The 19,374-nt window shown below is 51.2% G+C and carries 17 protein-coding genes; 4 read left to right on the top strand and 13 right to left on the bottom strand.

Features of this window, described 5'->3' with window-relative positions; translation table 11 throughout:
- The first annotated feature begins 15 nt into the window (after window positions 1-15).
- Window positions 16-768: a hydrogenase nickel incorporation protein HypB gene (gene hypB, locus J5224_RS09490; RefSeq protein WP_264625140.1), complete on the top strand. Its 753-nt coding sequence runs from the start codon at window positions 16-18 to the stop codon at window positions 766-768.
- Window positions 769-823: 55 nt separating this feature from the next.
- Here hypB and blc read toward each other — a convergent pair whose 3' ends face one another.
- Complete coding sequence (gene blc, locus J5224_RS09485; RefSeq protein ID WP_264625139.1) at window positions 824-1,360, bottom strand: outer membrane lipoprotein Blc; 537 nt, start codon at window positions 1,358-1,360, stop codon at window positions 824-826.
- Window positions 1,361-1,705: 345 nt separating this feature from the next.
- Between blc and J5224_RS09480 the strand changes: the two genes are divergently transcribed.
- A complete protein-coding gene (locus tag J5224_RS09480) occupies window positions 1,706-2,662 on the top strand; it encodes a DKNYY domain-containing protein (protein ID WP_264625138.1) in 957 nt (318 codons plus the stop codon).
- Between the two features lie 23 nt (window positions 2,663-2,685).
- Here J5224_RS09480 and J5224_RS09475 read toward each other — a convergent pair whose 3' ends face one another.
- Both J5224_RS09475 and J5224_RS09470 read right to left on the bottom strand, forming a co-directional pair.
- Complete coding sequence (locus J5224_RS09475; protein WP_264625137.1) at window positions 2,686-3,918, bottom strand: sensor histidine kinase; 1,233 nt, start codon at window positions 3,916-3,918, stop codon at window positions 2,686-2,688.
- Between the two features lie 10 nt (window positions 3,919-3,928).
- Window positions 3,929-4,639 carry a response regulator transcription factor gene (locus tag J5224_RS09470; protein WP_264625136.1) on the bottom strand — a complete coding sequence of 237 codons (711 nt, stop codon included), beginning with the start codon at window positions 4,637-4,639 and terminating at the stop codon, window positions 3,929-3,931.
- A gap of 98 nt (window positions 4,640-4,737) precedes the next feature.
- Here J5224_RS09470 and J5224_RS09465 point away from each other — a divergent pair, with 98 nt between their 5' ends.
- A complete protein-coding gene (locus J5224_RS09465; RefSeq protein WP_264625135.1) occupies window positions 4,738-6,456 on the top strand; it encodes a phosphoethanolamine transferase in 1,719 nt (572 codons plus the stop codon).
- Window positions 6,457-6,571: 115 nt separating this feature from the next.
- On the opposite strand, the gene gap is transcribed toward J5224_RS09465, so the two are convergent.
- The 10 genes from gap to J5224_RS09415 all read right to left on the bottom strand — a co-directional run bounded on the left by gap (window position 6,572) and on the right by J5224_RS09415 (window position 17,998).
- Window positions 6,572-7,585 carry a type I glyceraldehyde-3-phosphate dehydrogenase gene (gene gap / locus J5224_RS09460; protein ID WP_264625134.1) on the bottom strand — a complete coding sequence of 338 codons (1,014 nt, stop codon included), beginning with the start codon at window positions 7,583-7,585 and terminating at the stop codon, window positions 6,572-6,574.
- A gap of 78 nt (window positions 7,586-7,663) precedes the next feature.
- Window positions 7,664-8,644, bottom strand: a complete 981-nt coding sequence (locus J5224_RS09455) for a GlxA family transcriptional regulator (protein ID WP_264625133.1) — start codon at window positions 8,642-8,644, stop codon at window positions 7,664-7,666.
- Window positions 8,645-8,897: 253 nt separating this feature from the next.
- Window positions 8,898-9,296, bottom strand: a complete 399-nt coding sequence (locus J5224_RS09450; RefSeq protein WP_264625132.1) for a hypothetical protein — start codon at window positions 9,294-9,296, stop codon at window positions 8,898-8,900.
- 110 nt (window positions 9,297-9,406) lie between these two features.
- Window positions 9,407-10,555: a galactokinase gene (gene galK, locus J5224_RS09445; protein ID WP_264625131.1), complete on the bottom strand. Its 1,149-nt coding sequence runs from the start codon at window positions 10,553-10,555 to the stop codon at window positions 9,407-9,409.
- Between the two features lie 4 nt (window positions 10,556-10,559).
- Window positions 10,560-11,606, bottom strand: coding sequence for a galactose-1-phosphate uridylyltransferase (galT, locus tag J5224_RS09440; protein WP_264625189.1), 1,047 nt, complete (start codon window positions 11,604-11,606; stop codon window positions 10,560-10,562).
- Window positions 11,607-11,615: 9 nt separating this feature from the next.
- The gene (gene galE, locus J5224_RS09435) at window positions 11,616-12,632 is read right to left on the bottom strand and encodes a UDP-glucose 4-epimerase GalE (protein ID WP_264625130.1); all 1,017 of its coding nucleotides are present in this window, start codon (window positions 12,630-12,632) and stop codon (window positions 11,616-11,618) included.
- Window positions 12,633-12,911: 279 nt separating this feature from the next.
- Window positions 12,912-13,478, bottom strand: coding sequence for a DJ-1/PfpI family protein (locus tag J5224_RS09430; RefSeq protein WP_264625129.1), 567 nt, complete (start codon window positions 13,476-13,478; stop codon window positions 12,912-12,914).
- A gap of 116 nt (window positions 13,479-13,594) precedes the next feature.
- Entirely contained in the window at window positions 13,595-14,785 is a 1,191-nt protein-coding gene (locus J5224_RS09425) for a glycoside hydrolase family 88 protein (protein WP_264625128.1), read from the bottom strand.
- A 62-nt stretch (window positions 14,786-14,847) separates the two neighbouring features.
- Window positions 14,848-16,122, bottom strand: a complete 1,275-nt coding sequence (locus tag J5224_RS09420; protein WP_264625127.1) for an oligosaccharide MFS transporter — start codon at window positions 16,120-16,122, stop codon at window positions 14,848-14,850.
- Between the two features lie 25 nt (window positions 16,123-16,147).
- A complete protein-coding gene (locus J5224_RS09415; RefSeq protein WP_264625126.1) occupies window positions 16,148-17,998 on the bottom strand; it encodes a DUF2264 domain-containing protein in 1,851 nt (616 codons plus the stop codon).
- A gap of 221 nt (window positions 17,999-18,219) precedes the next feature.
- On the opposite strand from J5224_RS09415, the gene J5224_RS09410 reads away from it, so the two are divergent.
- Window positions 18,220-19,074 carry an AraC family transcriptional regulator gene (locus J5224_RS09410; RefSeq protein WP_264625125.1) on the top strand — a complete coding sequence of 285 codons (855 nt, stop codon included), beginning with the start codon at window positions 18,220-18,222 and terminating at the stop codon, window positions 19,072-19,074.
- Window positions 19,075-19,374: the final 300 nt, after the last annotated feature.

Here is a 19,374-nt window from a genome sequence, read left to right as displayed (position 1 = left end):
GGCGAGGAAGACACGATGTGTGATAACTGTGGTTGCAATATCCCGCATGCCAGTCAATTACGCTTATCCAACGGCACCATCCGGGCGATAAAACCACTCAACGCGGCTGAACCGCGCACGCTGGCGGTGATGCAGAACCTGTTGCAAGAGAACAACGATCGGGCGGCGCTCAACCGCCAACAATTTGACGCCCATGGCACACGGGTGTTCAACCTGATGTCCTCGCCGGGGAGCGGCAAGACCTCACTGCTGGAAGTCACCATCGAAAAACTTACGGCACGCGGTGTGAACGTGGCGGTGATAGAAGGGGATTTGGAAACCGAAAATGATGCCTTACGCCTGCGCCGCAAAGGTATCCCGGTCGTGCAAATCACCACGGGAATGGCCTGCCATCTCGATGCGCAAATGGTCAACACCGCTTGGCAAACGCTCTGTTCTGAACCGGTGGACATTTTATTTATCGAAAACGTTGGCAACCTGGTGTGCCCAGCCAGTTTCGATCTCGGTCAACACCATAACGTAGTGCTGCTATCTGTGCCGGAAGGGGACGATAAACCGGAGAAATACCCGGTGATGTTCCGTCAGGCGGAAGCGGTGCTGGTGACCAAGGTGGATTTATTACCCTATTTTGCCGAGTTCAGCCTTGAACGGGTGCGAGAGGAAGTCGCGCTGCTGTCACCGGGAAGTGCAGTTCTCCCCCTTTCGACCAAAGCCCCGCAGAATTGGGCGCAATGGCTGGCATGGCTCGGTGAGCGCTGCGTGAGCTGACACCGGCATCAGCGAAGGAGGCTCCTATGCCTTCGCTGATGCATCACCGTGAGAGTTAGCGCTGTGGCTGCTGATTAACCCAAACCAGATTATCCACCGCAAAGCCCAGGGATTTCGCTATAGACAAATAGCGCTGTTTTACTTCAGCCGGAAGTTCCGGTGTGCGCGACAGTAACCATAAATAATCGCGGTTTGGCCCACTGACTAACGCGTACTGGTAATCGTCATCCAGCGCAATGACGTTGTATCCCCCATAAAAGGGACCAAAAAAGGAAACCTTGAGCGCTGCTGTTGTGGCTTTACCGGTGAAATAGGCTTTGCCTTCGCTCGATTTCCACTGTTTCTTTAGCGGATCGTAGCCTTGATTCAGCACGCGTAGCCCCCCGTCACTGCGTTTTCCATAGGTTGCCGTTACCTGTTCTAACCCTCGCTCAAAACGGTTTTCCAAACGCGCGATTTCATACCATTTTCCCAGATAACGCGTGGCATCAAAATCGGCAACAGGGTTTACCCCTGCGGGGGGCGAGGGCGACTTGCAGGCAACCAGCGCCAGTGATAGCGCGATACCGGTAAGGATTGGCCAAATTTTCATGCGTACCCCTTGCGTGTTTTTTGAGGGAGTGAGCAAGTATAGCGAGGAAATGTTATTTCTACCGTATACCTCGCTTAGCCAGGCAGGGAAAAAGAGGGAAGAACAGCGATCTTTTTGCATTAAAATCTCAGCCGACTGGCGTTTTATTCTGATTTTTTTCGTTTGTAAAAAATGAGACGTCCACATTACGGTGGATTTGTTTTAGATGTGCTTAATCTGTCTTTCAGAATTTACGCTATGCGCAAAAATTGATATTTTACCGCGAAAAATCATAGTCATAAAAACGATTTGCCTCTGGCAGGGATAGGATTTGCTGGTGTAAAAATGGAAAAGGAGAAAAAGAACGTGAAAAAAGGAACCCTTAATTTATGGGTGGCAATTCTCGGTGGGATGTTTACCGTTATTCACTCACCCGCTATTTCGGCAGAAAAAACTACAGCCACCTACAGCGGTGTGAAATACCCGTATAAAGTGATTAACGGTGTATTACACTATCAAAGTGCCGTGAATCTGCCTGCCGTGCCGATGAAAAACGTCAAGCCGGAGAATTTTTCGGTGATCTATTCTGATACGGCCTTTGGGGTAGGGAAAGCCAATGGCACCTATTATTGCAATGCCGTCGCCTTGCCCAAGGCATTTAACCCGGAAAAAGCCAAAGCAATTGATTCCTATCTGGTTAGCGATGTCGGAACCTATGCCTATTGCAAGAAAGTGACCGGCGACATCGACTGGACGAAATTTGAAGCGCTAGATTTCCCTTTCTTCAGTGATGGTAAACGGATCTTCATGCGTGACGGTTCGGTGTTAAAGGGCGCTGACGTTGCGACGTTCCAGACAAAAGGAACGAATCAGGCTTTCGATAAAAAACAGTATTACTTCAGAGAAAGCGATTCAGCCACTGTGCCTTATAAAAAGGGTGTCAACATTCATGAGAAGTGTTTTGGATGGGCGACTATCGATGATGCGCTTTATTTTCGCGGTGAAAAAAACAGTGAGTTTGATGCGAATACCTTTACCTGCCTCTCTTTTAGCGTGACGGCGGATAAAACCGGTTTTTATATTTACGGCAAACCTTTCCCAATTTTCACACCGGATACCGATGTGAAAAGCCTTAAAGCATTATCCGATTATGTCGTCACCGATGGTAAGTCAGTCTGGTTCGTGAAAATTGAGCCGGAGCTGTTAGCCGGATTGGAGGCGAGCAAAGTGACCGTCAATGAGAACGTGATTTCTGATGGTGTGAATGAATGGCACTGCGAAGACTTTAAGTCGCCGGGAGAGGCGATGTGCACTAAAAAATAAATTTTTTGTGGTGGGGAAATGTGTCATTCACAACGGCGCATTTCCAGCGTAAAGCGACAGCCTTGATCTGAGCTATCCACCTGCATGTGCCAGCCCAAATGCTCCACGATACGTTGCACAATGGATAAGCCAAGTCCTTCGCCACGTTGCTGCGCACTGGGTAGAAAACGCTGAAAGTGCTGCGGATCGATGCTGGATGGCAGGCCCGGGCCAGTGTCGGAAACGATAAGCGTGGTGCCGTGCAGGGCAATTCGTATTTCACCTTGCTCCGTGTACTGGCAAGCATTGCGCAGCAGGTTCCAGATAATACTGCGCGCCAGTTCTGCGTGAGTGTGCGCGTGGGGCGTTTGCGGTGCCTCCAGAACCAGCATGACCGGTTTTTTCGCCAGCCAGGGCTGGCAGCGCGTTATGCACTCTTCGATCAACGGACGAAGCGGCACGTCGGTACGCGTCAACGTGTGCGGATCGCGTGACAGCAGCAACAGGCAGGTCAGTTGGCGTTGCATTTCCTGCGTGGTGCGTACGATGCGTTCAGCGCTAGGTATCAAGTGGCTGTCGACAGGCAATTGGTGCAGGATAGTTTCCGCCGCGCCGCCAATAATCGCCAGCGGCGTGCGCAATTCATGGCTGGTATCGCTCACAAAGCAGCGCTCACGGTACAAAAACTGCTCCAGTTCATCACTGTGCTGTGCAAATGCGCGCGCCAGTACGCCAATTTCATCACTCGCGTCCTGAAACGGCAAGGGCTTCTGCTTGCGCTGTACCACGTCGGCCAGACGAATAATGGGCGCGGTAACGCGCGCTGATGTTAACCTGCCAATCCAGAATGCGCACAGAATACACAACAGGATCACCAGCGGCGCGAAGCCGTCAATCAGGTATTCCAGAAACGGGTAGGACTTGCCATCCTGTAACAGGTAGTAGCGTTGATCGTTGCGTTCAAATACCAGCAGATACCAATGGCCAGGCTTTTCCAGTCGGTGATAGCCCAGTGCGTAGTGTCGCAGGGTATCCGGTGCGTTGTGCACATCGTAAAACTGGCTGCCTTCAGGCAACGTGGGAGAAATGCCGTTGACAATCGCGCTTTCCAGCCGAGGCACCTCATCGTGCAGGCTTTTGGCGATGACATACGATCTCACTTCATCGTAATCAAGTTGCTCCGCGATAATCACAAACCCCATGACGGCTACCATCAGCAGTACAAATGAAATTGTAATACGTGTCTTGAGCGTCGTCTGGTGGTAAAGGAATTTCATGATGGTGAGCCTACTCGCTGTGTGATAATTCCGGCGCAACCTCCCCGGGCGTATGGAGACGTAAACCGACGCCATGCACCGTTTCTATCAGAGCAGATGTGAAGTTTTTGTCAATTCGCTGGCGCAGGTCATGAATGTGTGTACGCAACGCACCACTTTCAGGCGGTTCGTCGCCCCATAGCAGGTATTCCATCTGCTGCCTTTTAACCACGTCAGGTGCGGCGCGGACCAGACACAGCAGCAACTTGTGCGTGGTGGGGGTCAGGTTGATGGCTTGGCCTTGCCGCCATGCCTGCGGTGAGCGAGTGTCTACCCGCAGGTCTTCCCAGGCCAACGTCCCTTGCACCTGTTGGCCTTGGGCTCGGCGCACCAACGCCTTGATGCGGGCATCGAGTTCCTTGAGCGAAAAGGGCTTAACCAGATAATCGTCGGCACCTAGCGCCAAGCCCTGCACGCGGTCTTCTACGGGATCGCGTGCGGTCAGCATCAATACCGGTACGGGATTCTGAAATTCTCCCCGCAGTTTGCTGCATAGCGTCATACCGTCCAGTCGCGGCAGCATCAGATCTAACAAGATGGCGTCGTAATCGTGCTGTGTCGCCATACGCAGTCCTGTGACACCGTCACGTGCATCGTCTAACACATAACCCAGTGGTTCGAAAAAATCGTACAGATTGGCTACCAACTCGGGGTTATCTTCAATGATAAGCAGGCGAGTCATGGGGCATTGGCATCCTTAAAAGATAAACGGCATCTTAACAACTTCCTGACAGACACTTTCTGATACTGCGCAGACTCTTTATTGATTGGGAATTGCGCGTGTATAAATATCTGATATCTCTGCGGTTCAATCCAGTACAACTGACCTGGGTAGCTGCGCTGTTCTTCACCTCCGTGGGTAACGTTGCGCTGTGGCAAACGCTATGGTCCAACGTGGAAGTCAACAGCCTGCACAGTTTACTGTTCTTGATCAGCTTGCCAGTGTTCTTTTTTTGCCTTTTCAATCTATTGCTTACGCCGATTTTAATTCTACCGTATGTGCGCAAACCTCTGCTGGCGTTGCTGGTTATCATCAGTGCCAGTTGTAGTTACTTTATGCTCTATTACAACGTGTTGATCGACCGCAGCATGATACAGAACGTGTTTGAGACTAACCAAGCGGAACTCATCTCGTACTTTTCCATCCCCCTGTTGCTCACCATTATTGTGCTTGGTGTGTTGCCTGCTGTAGTGATGGTCTTCCTGCCGGCCCAAAAGACTGGGCGGCCCTTGCAAACCGTGCTGTGGTGGCTTGGGAATGTACTGGTGACATTCGCTGTGCTGGCCGTAGTGACCATGGCGTTCTATAAAGACTACGCCTCGCTGCTGCGCAACAATCTGCAAATCAAGGATCAAGTGTTGCCCTTTAATGTTGTGCGCAACACCAACGGCTACCTGAAACGCTATCTGAAACGCACAAAGTCACAGGTGTTACGCATTGTGGCCGCCGATGCCACACGTCCTGCGGCTGCTGCTGGCGAGCGCCCCAAGCTGGTGATTGTCGTGGTGGGTGAAACGGCAAGAGCGCAGAATTTTGCGCTTAATGGTTATCCGCGCGCGACCAACCCATCCTTGTCACCACGTGAAGGCATCATCAGTTTCAAGCACGTTTCATCCTGCGGTACGGCCACTGCCATTTCTCTGCCCTGTATGTTCTCGCGGATGACACGTTCGCAATACGATGAAGTGCGTGCAGCCACGGAAGAGAACCTGCTAGACATCCTGCAACGCACCGGTATAAACCTGCTGTGGCGTAACAACAACAACGGTGGTTGCAAAGGGATGTGTGCGCGCGTGCCTTCTGAAGATATGCCGACGCTGAACATTGTTGAGCACTGTGTCAACAAAGACGGAACCTGTTATGACAATGTTCTGCTGCACCAACTCAACGCACGCATTGATGCCAGGCAGGGCGATATGCTGATCGTGTTGCACCAACTGGGCAGCCATGGGCCAACGTACTTTGAGCGTTACCCGGAACACGACAAAGCCTTCAGCCCCACCTGTGACAGCAATCAGATCCAGAAGTGCACTAACGACGCGCTCACCAACACGTACGACAATACGCTGGTCTACACCGACCGGATGCTTGGCAAAACCATTGACGTGTTGCAACGCTATTCTGATCGGCGTGATGTGGCCATGATCTACGTTTCCGATCATGGTGAGTCACTGGGAGAGCGGGGTATGTACCTGCACGGGACACCTTATATCATTGCACCTAAAGAGCAAACACAGGTGCCTATGGTGATGTGGTTTTCACCGACGTTTGCTCAACATGCCCACCTTAATCTCGCTTGTCTGCGGAAAAATGCAGACAACAAAGACTACAGTCACGACAATTTGTACCATTCCCTGTTAGGGTTGTTTGATGTTCATAGCACCGTATACCAATCCGATCTGGACGTGTTTGCCCCCTGTCGCGAACCGATAGCCGTAGCTTCACCAACAGCAATACCTGAAAAAACCATGGAAAGCGGAACATTGAAAACGCTGTAATACCTGTTAGTAGCGCGGCGTTGAGGGGGCAAGGGCGTGACCTCTGAGTGTAGTCACGCAGGGGTCTTCACGAGGCGATGAGCACCCGGTTAAACCGGGTGCTCAGACACTGAATTTATGCGGGTTCGCGTTGGCTGATCATCACTGCCAGATCGACAAGGCGGTTTGAAAATCCCCACTCATTGTCGTACCAGGCGAGGATTTTGACCATATTGCCACCGATAACCAACGTCGAGAGCCCGTCAATAATGGACGAACGAGGATCGCCCTGGTAATCGCTTGAGACCAGCGGTTCGTCGCTATAGCCAAGAATACCTTGTAAGGGGCCGGAAGCGGCGGCTTCTCGGAACGCATTATTGACGTCTTCTACGGTGACCTCGCGCTCAAGGGTGACGATGAGATCGACGATGGACACTACCGGAACCGGTACGCGCAGGGAATAACCCGTCAAGCGCCCATCCAGTTCAGGGATCACTTTCCCCAGCGCTTTGGCCGCGCCGCTGGAGTAGGGCACAATCGATAACGCTGCGGCGCGCGCGCCACGCAGATCCTTTTCCGGCTGATCGTGCAATGCCTGACTGTTGGTGTAGGCGTGAGTGGTATTCATCAGGCCATGTTTAATACCAAAGTGCTGGTGCAGAACTTGGGCAGCCGGCGCCAGGCCGTTGGTGGTGCAACTCCCATTGCTGACCACATAGTGTTTTTGCGGATCGTATAATTCATGGTTTACACCCATGACCACCGTCAAATCATCATTCTTGCCCGGCGCAGAGATGATGACGCGCTTGGCACCGCCGCTATGAATATGCACTGCCGCTTTTTCACGGTCGGTGAAAAAACCCGTCGCTTCGATAACGATATCCACCTCAGCATCACGCCAGGGAATGCGCGCAGGATCTCGTTCGCTGAACACGGTGATCGGGTTGCCATTAACGCGCAACTGTCCATTGGTTGCTTCCACCGTGGCCGAGAGTGTGCCGAGCAGTGAGTCATATTTCAACAAATGGGCCAGCGTTTTACTGTCCGTCAAATCGTTGATTGCCACGATGTGGATGTCTGGGTTGCCCAACGCAGCACGCAGTACGTTGCGCCCGATTCTGCCGAAACCATTGATACCGACCTTGACCATGATGAACTCCTTAGTGGTTGTCTCTGGAGTGACTGTAGGTCATGGCATATTTGGCGTAAATGACAAAAAAGGATCACATTACGCCATATTGCGACAGTGGAAGCGCTGGCGATATTCCCCGGGCGTTAATTGCAGCTGTTTTTCAAAAATACGACGCAGGTTAATGCTGCTGCCAAATCCCGTATTAGTGGCGATCCGCTCCAGCGTATCGGTGGTTTGTTCCAGATGTTGTCGTGCGGCGGCAAGGCGCGCTTCTGACACATAACGCGCCGGGGAAACGCCGGTTTCCCGGGTAAATACGCGGGTAAAATTACGCGGACTCATGGCGACTTTTTCTGCCAGGGCTTCGACGCAGAGATCGGCGGTAATATTATCAAGTATCCACGTCTGCAACTCGCCGATCGGGCCTGTATTGCCGGTTTGGCGCAGGTTGTAGCGGCTAAACTGTAACTGACTGCCTGGGCGATGCAGATACATGACCAAATCCTGCGCGACATCACGGGCGAGACTAAAACCGTAATCCTCCTCAACCAATGCCAGCGTCAGATCAAACCCCGAGCTGACCCCGCCAGAGGTCCAGATAGGGCCATCCTGTATATACAGCGGGCCCGCTTCCACCTTGACCTCAGGAAAGGCTGCCTGCATGGTTTCCAGCAGTTTCCAATGCGTGGTTGCTCGCCGTCCATTTAATAACCCGCTCTGAGCAAGCAGCATCGCACCGCCACAAATCGAGGCAATCCGGCGCGCATGCGGCGCTGCAAGGCGCAGCCAATCGACGACGGCGGTGCCTTCCTGCTCATTTTGTCCACGACCGGTAATCAGTATGGTGTCGAGCGGCTCTCGAGGATCGAGCTCATGCAGGCGATGATCCGCAAGCAGATTTAGCCCGGATTGACCGTGGATGACTTGATGCGGCTGCGTGGTGGCAATATTAATGTGATAACGAGGATGCGCCAGCCCCTCAGTATGCAGCTGGTTCGCTTGCATCAGGATGTCGGCAATACCGGCGGACTCAAACAGCATGCCGCCATCGGGAACGATAATCAGGATCTTCTTCATGTCCGAAAAATATACTTTTTGCAAAATAAGTCAAGGCAGTGGCGGCAGCTATGGGAAGCGCAACACACCGGAATGTGTTTCTGCGTGCGCCGTATTGGTATCCACTGGCGATCAGCCAGTAGATTTTTCGGCTAACGTTGTGGTGCTGAACCCTGTTCCCGGTGCTGTCGGAATCCGCCCAATCACTGGTATCACTCTGGGCAATGCAACTTATTATTCGATGCATGCGCCTTCGGGGGTGTCCATCAATTTTTCAAACCAGTATATCGACGGCCTGATTAGCCAGGCTGAGAGTATCGGTGATTATGTGATTGGCGGTGATTTCAACTGTGAGCCTGAAAATGTTGTCGTTAACCTCGGCGTTCTTAATACGAGCGGATAAAGGTTCAAATGCTTTATCAAGAACGTGTTCAAGACGCGGTAGGCTTCTCCCCATCCATTGCTTACATTGGCTAAATACTTTTTTAATTTCGGAGGCCGCGCTACTGTCAAGCAAATGGTCGAGTAGCGCTTCCGTTAATGCTTCTCCGTCAGGTAACAGCGTGGGGGACTCGATGGAAATCCCTGCACCAACCATCAACACAACCTTGCCGGGGCAGGGGCGCTCGGGTGTGAACCCCTTCCAGCCAAACCACCAGTCGTCCATCTCCATTGTTGCCCCTCCGGACCGCGCAGAAGTGTTACTAATGTCTTAATAGGGTTTATCGGGTTGCACCTAATAGTTGACCCGTGATGGGCTTTCCTACGCCAGCCTGCGAACAGCTAGCAGGGCCCCGCCCCTTGGGATGGTTTGCACACATAAAAGGTTTCTTTAATACCCGTTTTGGCTTCGTATTGCATCTCCACCGCGTGTTTCACCTTGGGCAGCAGCACCTCGGGAATCAGTGCTACCACGCATCCGCCAAAACCGCCGCCGGTCATGCGTACGCCACCGTTTTCGCCGATGGCCCCTTTTACGATCTCAACCAGCGAGTCTATGTGTGGGACAGTAATTTCAAAATCATCGCGCATGGAGGTATGCGATTGCGCCATCAGTACGCCCATGCGTTTTAGGTCCCCTTTTTCCAACGCGGACGCTGCCTCAAGTGTGCGGGCATTTTCGCTCAACACATGGCGGACACGTTTGGCCACAGTGGGATCCAATTCATGTATGCGGGCCGTGAAGGCATCAAGCGTAACGTCACGCAGCGAACTCTGTTGGAAAAAACGAGCACCCGTTTCACACTGCAAGCGGCGAGTATTGTATTCGCTGCCCACCAATGTGCGTTTGAAATTGCTGTTGATGATGAGGATGACAACGCCTTTCGGCATCGACACCGCTTTGCTGCTCAGCGAACGACAGTCGATCAGCAGCGCGTTACCTTTTTTACCCAGTGCGGAGATCAACTGGTCCATGATGCCGCAATTACAGCCAACAAACTGGTTTTCCGCTTCCTGTCCATTCAGTGCGATTTGAGAGCCGTCCAACGGCAGGTGATAAAGTTGCTGGAATACGGTGCCGACGGCCACTTCCAACGATGCCGACGAACTGAGTCCCGCACCTTGTGGAACGTTGCCGCTGATGACGAGATCGGCACCGTTAAAAGGTGTGTTGCGTGTTTGCAGGTGCTTTATCACGCCACGCACATAGTTTGACCATTGCCAGGTAGCATGCGGCACGATAGGTGCATCCAGCGAAAATGTGTCCTGCTGATTGTCATAATCCGCGGCAATGACGCGAACGAGGCTATCCGAGCGGGGGGCACCACTGATCACGGTCTGATAATCAATGGCGCAAGGTAGAACAAACCCATCGTTGTAATCGGTATGTTCACCAATCAGATTGACGCGCCCAGGTGCCTGGATGGTCAGTGTGGCAGGGTAGCCAAATTTTTCAGCAAACAGAGACAGCGTTTTTTCTTTCAGACTCATGTTTTCATACTCCGGATTCGCGAAAATGGATGTCACTTACCGCACGAAGACGTTCGGCCGCTTGCTCTGGCGTGAGGTCACGTTGTGTTTCGGCGAGCATTTCATAGCCCACCATAAACTTACGCACGGAGGCGGAACGCAGCAGTGGCGGGTAAAAATGGGCGTGTAATTGCCAGTGGGTATTATCCAGTCGGTTGAATGGCGCACCGTGCCAGCCCATGGAATAGGGGAATGAGCACTGGAAAAGATTGTCGTAACGGACCGTTAATTGTTTCAACGCCAGTGCCAAATCAACGCGTTGTGCATCCGTCAGTTCGGTCATGCGCTGCACGTGTGTTTTCGGCAACAACAGCGTTTCAAACGGCCACGCCGCCCAATAAGGGACGACCGCCAGCCAGTGCGTCGTTTCCACTACCATTCGGCTGCCGTCTTCGCGTTCGCGTACAGCGTAGTCCACCAGTAAGGGCGAACCGTACTCGCCGAAATAGGCTTTTTGCCGGCGGTCTTCGTTTTCGGCTTCATTCGGCAGGAAACTGTTGGCCCACACCTGCCCATGGGGATGTGGATTCGAGCAGCCCATCGCCGCCCCTTTGTTTTCAAAAACCTGTACCCAAGGGTAGGTTTGACCCAGCTCTGCGGTTTGCGCCTGCCAGGTTTTTACCACCCCTTCTAAGGCGGACAAGCTCAGTTCCGGCAACGTTTTGCTGTGGTCCGGCGAAAAACAAATCACGCGACTGGTGCCGCGCGCGCTTTGGCAACGCATGAGGGGATCGTCGCTTTCTGGTGCGGGCGGGGTGTCAGGCATCAGTGCGGCAAAGTCATTGATAAAGACATAGGTGCCAGTGTAGTTCGGGTTTTTATCCCCTGTGACACGGGTATTGTTGGGACAAAGAAAACAGGCGGGATCGTGGGCTGGCAGAGCCTGTTTTGCTGGCGCTTCTTGCGCACCTTGCCAGGGTCGTTTTGCTCGGTGTGGAGAAACCAAGACCCATTGCCCCGTTAGTGGATTGTAACGTCGATGGGGATGATCGACCGGATTAAATGGCATTATGGTCACTCCTTAGTCGGTGAAGCCCTGCGGATGGCGGGACTGCCAGCGCCAGGTATCTTGTGCCATGTCGTCGAGCGAACGCGTGGCACGCCAGTTCAGTTCTCGATTGGCTTTACTGGCGTCCGCCCAGTAGGCAGATAAGTCGCCATCGCGGCGTGGGGCAAAATGATAGTTAACCGATGTACCGCACGCCTTACTGAATGCATTGACGACGTCAAGGACACTGCTGCCAATCCCTGCGCCAAGGTTATAGAGGTGGATACCTGCTTTTCCCGACAGCTGCTCCATCGCGGCAATGTGGCCATCGGCGAGGTCCATTACATGAATGTAATCGCGTACACCGGTGCCGTCAGGCGTGGGATAATCATGGCCAAAGATGGCCAGTGAAGGGCGACGGCCTATGGCGACCTGTGCAATGTAAGGCATCAGATTGTTTGGAATACCCTGAGGGTCTTCCCCCATTTCTCCAGAAGGGTGTGCGCCTACGGGGTTGAAATAACGCAACAATACGATGCTCCACGCGGGCTGCGCTTTTTGCAGGTCTGTGAGAATATGTTCAACCATCAGCTTGCTTTTGCCATACGGGCTTTGTGGTGTACCAGTGGGGAAACTTTCCTCATAGGGAATGTTTGGCTGGTCACCGTACACCGTGGCAGAAGAACTGAAGATAAGATTGTTGATGTTGGTGGTTTGCATGGCGCTCACCAAGCACAGCGTGCCATGTACATTGTTATCGTAATAGTCCAAGGGTTTGGATACGGATTCGCCGACGGCTTTTAGCCCAGCGAAATGGATCACCGTTTCAATGGCGTGCGAACGCAGGGTACTGACTAGCAGCGCTTCATCACGGAGATCACCATGGATGAACTGCACGGATTTTCCCGCCAAACGCTCAATAACCGGCACCACGCCGGGCTTGCTGTTACACATGTTGTCGAGAATGACGACATCATGCCCCTGTTGCAGCAGTTGTACACAGGTGTGGCTTCCAATGTAACCGCTACCACCTGTCACCAGTACACGCATATACTCCCCCTAATGCCAGTTATATTGGAGTGAGATTATCACTCTCGTTGTACATAAACTATGATCTGATGTTAATTTATGTAATCGTTTACATTTTTAGTCTTAGCGTTTAAACATCAAGATAACTTATTGTAAATAGAGTTAATTAATAGGTGTTGTCAGCGGAATGTCGCACGCGAACAGAATGGTAAAGATCAACAGTACCATTGACCTTTCCCAACGGAGCGTAATGCGGCTATTGGGATTAACACCCTAAGCCTGTTTGGCAGACATGGCGACTTACACGGGATGGCTGAAATAAATATGATTTGCTTGATTCCGGCCGGGGTTGGGAGTCTTCAAAAGCTTTTCGGCGACGGCGAAGGCGAATTCAAACGCGACACCCAATCCCTTTCCGGTAATCAGATTGCCATCGATAACCACATTCTCGCCGGTATAGGTTCCCTCTGGGCACTGCATCCACAGATCTCCAGAGCACGTATAGCGGCGATGATGCAACAGATGATTATTGCCTAGCACACGTGCAGGGGCAGAGCAGAGCGCACAGACCCATTCCCCCCACGCATCATGCCGTCGAATAAAATCGATAACCTGGGGGTCTGTTGCCATACGCATCGTAGAATCCGGCCCCCCAGGAATAATGACGGCGTCATAGTGTGCAAGCGCGAGATTATCGATATGATCATCTGCGTGTACTGACAGTGAAAAATAGCTTTTGACGGTTAATCGCCCTGAGGCCGCGCAGGAAATAAGTGTCACGTCGATATGCAGTCTGCGTAAAATGTCATATATAACCACGGCTTCTGCGTCTTCAAATCCATCGGCAATTAATAATGCGGCTTTCATTCATCTTCCTTTGTCGGGCTAGTGCATGGGGGCGATGCTGGCCATGCGGAGGTGAGTGATGCTGGCAACAGGTCGCCGCTCACCTCCGCATGTCAATGCCCGAGTGGGCGTCGGGTTTACCAGTAGGGTTTCCAGCTCTGTAGCATCCGCACCAGTGCTTCGACATAAAAATAGTCTCCCCAGCTTGCGCATTCATCTACGCCTTTATGACTGGCGAGGTGATAAACAGAGTGTTTGAGCAGACCGTTGCAAGGATCGTCAAGCCGGGCAAGATAATCTCGCGTCATGGAAGACATAATATGTTGGGCTGCGTGTAAGTAGTGAGCTCGCTCCGGGTCTGTTACCGGCAAATGCTTACACAGTTCAAGCAGCCCACACACGGCAATCGATGCAGACGATGAGTCCCTCAACGCATCGGTACCCAGCAGCGCGAGATCCCAGTGACAAACACCGTCTTCTGGCAATCGGTTTAGGAAGTAATTTGCCAGTCGCTTCGCCAGTTCCAGCAATTCCCGATCGCCGGTATAGAGATAACTGAGCGTGAATCCATAAATGCCCCAGGCTTGCCCTCGAGACCAGCAAGAGTCGTCTGCATACCCCTGTTGTGTATTGCCGTAGCGCGCTGCACCGGTCGTTATATCCATATAATAGGTGTGATACGTCGATGCATCTTTACGCACCAGATAACGGGCGGCCTGACGAGCATGTTCATAGGCCGCTTCGGCAAAGCGCTTATCCCCCGTCTGCTCACTGGCCCAATACAACAGCGGCAGGTTCATATTACAGTCGATGATCATCCGTCCTGCTTGATCCGGGTCCGAGAGATCACCCCACGCCTGGATGATGCGGGCTTTATCATGAAAGCGTTCTAGCAGGGCATCCGCGGCCAGTAGCGAGAAACCACGGGCTTCCGTATTGCCCGTCAGTCGCCATGCTGCTACGCAGGATAGGGTATAAAGAAAGCCCAGGTCATGCGTGTTGGTGTCGTGACGCCCGGCAATACGTAATCCGAACGAACGTACATGGCGTTCCGCCATGGCACGGTAGCGGTCATCACCGCTCATCTCCCAAGCGAGCCATAACTGACCAGTCCAAAAACTGGTGGTCCATTCCACATTCTCGGTCAGCGGGTAGTAGCCATTGACGCAGGTTTCTGCGGGAAAACGGTCACCGAAATCCGTTAAATTACGGCTAATCAGTTTAAGAACATGCTCACGTGCTGAAATGAGCTCATCATAAAACTGGCGGCTATCATGAGGTTCATCAGCCATGCCATGCAACGACTCTTTAACGATGTTATTTAACATACTGCGATTCCTATAATGTTCAGGCCACATTGAGAGCCTACTGGGATAGGCTCTTAACCTGTCTATTGATGAATTTCATCCTGAGTATTCTGACTGACGGGGTGGGACGATTTATTTCTGTTGCTCCGGCAGGCGGAGAGGGTTACCGAGGAAATCAACGTGAAGAGAAGGGCGATACTTCCCATCATGATGTAGGTTTTTTCAAACCCAATTTTGTCATAGAGAAGACCTGCGGGTGACGACACGACCACGTTACCCACATACAGCATGGCTTGATATCCCAGAAGGTACATGGTGGCGTTAACGCGTTTGTCGAAATGCTCGGCAATGTATTTAAAGATGGAAACCAACAACAGGCAGATTTCCAACCCGTACAGGGGTTTGATAACGGAAATTAACAGGTGTGAGTCGCACACGCCTGACAGAATGAGGCGGCAACCGACCACCAGACCCACCAGCAGCAAGCCTTTTTTAGCACCGATATAATTCACGAATGTCGGAATAATCATGTACATGATAAATTCCATACCGGATTGCACGGTACCCAGGTAACCGAATACCGCGTTTCCCTGATGGACATCGGCAAAGAAGGTCACAAAATAGCGGGAGAATTGTTGCTCGGCGATAAACATCATCCAGGCAACACCCGCGATGTACATACAGAACGCCCAAAATTTACTGGTTTTCAACAGGGCATAAACATCGGCTGGGACAATTTTTTCTTTCGACAGAACCTCACTCGCATGGGCAGTGGATGTATTTACCTTGAGGCTGAACAACACCGCTAACATCACCAGCGAGGTGACACTGCCAAGAAGAAAGTTGTAAGCCGGGGATAAATTAAACAGAATGCCGGAAAATGAGGAGGCGACGGCCCATCCCAGAGAACCCCACATGCGTATCTGCCCGAACTCCATGCCGTTAAGGCGGCTGTAACGATCGGTGTAGGATTCACAGGCAGCCACACCCGCGTACCAGGCAAAGCTCAAATAAATGGCACCCACAATAATGCCTAGCAGGGTATTGGAAAGTAATAACGGTTGATAGACATAAATAAAAAAGGGCGCCATAAGGGCAGACATTGCGACAACAAAATAGAGCAAGTATTTATTCATGCCCAGTTTGTCGAGAATATACCCGTATATCGGTTTTAATATGACAGAGAAAATGCCGTTCACCGCAAATACTGTGCCGATCACGGTGCCGCTCAGGTTTGCTTTCTGACCTAGCCAAATAGCAAGCAGCCCAATACTTGCAGACCAGGTAAAGAAATACATAAAAATAAATGCGCTGATTTTATAATATTCTAATTTGTTGTTTGATGTTATATTTTTCATAAACGCCTCGATAAGATACAGTTATTTACTGCAGGGACGGATATTGGTCAGTAGTACTGATATGTTTTTCTTTGTTAGCATGACGGATACAAAGGGTGTTGCGTTCTATACTCACTTGCGGTTTGTCGGAATAGTCACGGGCAATGTCATTCGTGGCGGCGACGGCGCAACACAGCCAACTTATACCCTGAGAGATTGAACCCGATAAGGTGGGGATCGCCGCACATTCAGCAAAAACGATGCTGCTGTTGGGCGGGGTAACAATATGGCCATTTTCCCGGCGGCAGTGCGGTGAGATTTCATGAATGATGCTGGTGCCATTGCTGGCCTGCAACAGGCTGTCACGGTCATTGCCCTGAACAAAAACCTCCGCGCTGTTCATGACGGCAAACCCCCCCTCTAGCGTTTTTAACCCTCTTGCACTGTCAATGCGATGAACGCGAACGTGCCATTCTCCGCAGGGGATCAGCCAGGTATCGATATGAACATCGGACCATGGTGACCAACGTGACCAGATATACTCATCGTGTACCGATACCTGTTCACAGTCGCGACGTCCACGCCAGTAATCATCGTTTTCGCATAAAAGCAGCATCGAATCACAGGCGGCATGTTTACTCCCAAAACGGCCTCGTTCGATGGTGAACCCAAAAAGGGCTGAGTAGGCAAATTTCGTATATTTCGCTTCGGTATTGACGTAATTATTCAGCTCAAGTTGCCCTGATGTCAGCATATACACATGCCCAGCGTTTTCCGGGTGTATAATTATTTGCGCCGCGTGTGGAATGGCGTGTGTCTCTTTCAGTATTGGCAGCGACTGTTCTTCGGACTGCCAGAAAGGACTTTTTTCTGGCATGGCCAGAATAATGAACACTTTCAGACCCCAGTAGGGGGAGCCCGGGGAGTTATAATCCTCGCAAAATGCCAGATTGGGATAGGTATACCCCAGTGTGAGAATGCCATCCCGATCAAAAATGGGTTTATTTTGCCACCAGCGTAAATTTCTGAGGATGAGCCCTTTAATTTGACCCGGAGTGAGTACATCCAATTCCGCGAAAGCAACGGCACACCAGAATGCGCAGGTGGCAAATCGGTAAGTCAGGCTTCGGCCGAAAGGAATGGCCGCACCGTCTTCCGTGGACATATAGATAAAATCATCAGCAAAGCGCCGTGCTCTTTCTCGTAATTCGTTGGCCCTTTGTGGATCGTCCTCACTGTTGAGTGTGGCGTAAATAAGACCATAAAAGTGGAATGCCATGGAAATATAATAATCCCGTGGGCGGCCTATACCATCAGAATACCATCCCTCGCCAAGATAATAGGCCTCCATCATTTCAAAACGCTGATTGATAACCTGCTGATCCCACGGCAGGCCAGCGCGTTTGAAACCCAACTGAACCATAATGGCGAAATAATTCCAGTTATTGTCGGGCATAACGGCAGTGGAGATTTGATTTAGCCAACGATAGACGTTAGTTAGCTCTTTTTCGGTAAATTTATTGGTCAAGTGCTCCTGAAGCAGGGCCAATCCCAGACCATAGACCGCCATCTCAACCAACCGCTGATCATAAGGCCCGGTTTCTCCCCAATATGCGGGTGATTGAGGGTCCGTCCCTGCCTTGATCGCATCGATATAGCGCTCACTAAACGGTTCGCTTTCGCCGGATGCCATCAGTGGGAAGACCCCCCACAGCGCACGGGATAACCCTTCCATCCGTGCGATATCTGGTCCGTAATGCGCGCAGGTATCTCCGAGGGAAAACCCCGAATCGCCGGGTGAAAATTGTGTATTCAACGGAGCCAGTATGTCGGAAAGTAGCTGTATCACATCCTGTTTTGAGGACAACCTATTTGATTTTATTTTTTGGGAACTCATGGTGTTACCCCTTATTTTAGTGCCCGACGATATTGACTCTGCTACCGCAACGTCAGGCCGTTGCACTGCATGAGTGGATGCACAGAGCATAGGGAGGCGATGAGGCCCAAAATGTTATCGCTGTCACAGACAAGATATGACGGTGAGTGGTTGTTATTGAAAATTTAAAAAAACGTTTTATTAATATCCCCAGTAAAGAAAAAATTTAAGAATATTGCACTATGCCTACAACAACATCCTCATCAGACAAACTGGAACTTATTTCGCTGAAAGACAGCCTCATTTCTTTCAGTCGGCTTAATGCCAATGCGGTGCGCTATCACCACTGGCATCAGTGCCTCGAGGTGCTGTATGTGGAGGACGGGTATGGCGTGGTCATTGCGGATAATCGGCATTACACCATGCGCCCGGGGCGGCTTTTTATTTTCCCGCCGTTCACCCTGCATAAAGTTATGGTGGAAGAGAGTACTGCCAGCCACTACCGCCGGACAATCATCCATGTTGATCAAAATGCTGTACTGCACATGTTTGATGCTTTCCCACAACATCAGCAAAAATTCCAGCGTTTATCGGCGCGAGGAAGCGAGGCGTTTGTTGCGGATTTACTGGTGTTACACGACTGGCTTAATGTGTTGTTTACCCATTACAGCGTATTGGCGCAAGGGTATGAACTGGATAGAGAAAACGTCGCAACGCTGCTGTTGTCATTGTTCAGCATGTTGCCTGCGCAAGCGCGACGTGTTCAGGAAGATGAATACCGGCTTTCAAGCCAGGTAATGCTGTGGGTGGATGAAAATTATGAGCATAAATTTAGCTTGGATAATATCGCAGCAGACTTAAAGAAGTCCAAAAGCTATATATCACGTCGCTTTCATGCCGAGACCGGAGAGAAAATTAACGAATACATCACCACTTATCGTCTCAGAAAAGCGTGTGAATTTCTGTTGCGCAGCGAACTGAGTGTTCATGAAATTGCCACACGGGTTGGATTTTCCGACGCGACATACTTTATCAGCACTTTTCGCAAAGGTATCGGTGTAGCGCCGTTGCAATACAGGAAAAACAGGGATAAGTGACGGTGGTGATCGGGCGCAACACGTGGATAATCTCCGTATCGATCTGAAAGGTATTATCCATAATATTCTAGTCATTTCATCGAAGCGATTCTCTTGACGTAAATGCCATTCCAGTTCACAGAGTGGCAGTCAGGTGGAGGCATAGAATCGGCAATATGGTGTCAGTGTGCCACTACATACACACCTAAAATGAAGATAGAAAATGATTGTACTCATGTTTGACGTAAGCGTCCAGTCAGCACCGTCTGGTTTACTGCATCAGGTTCTGTAATTTAGGTGTCCACTTAATTTTTGCAGGTG

This window comes from Candidatus Symbiopectobacterium sp. NZEC135 (assembly GCF_025962695.1).
This window is presented reverse-complemented; position numbering and strand designations above follow the sequence as displayed.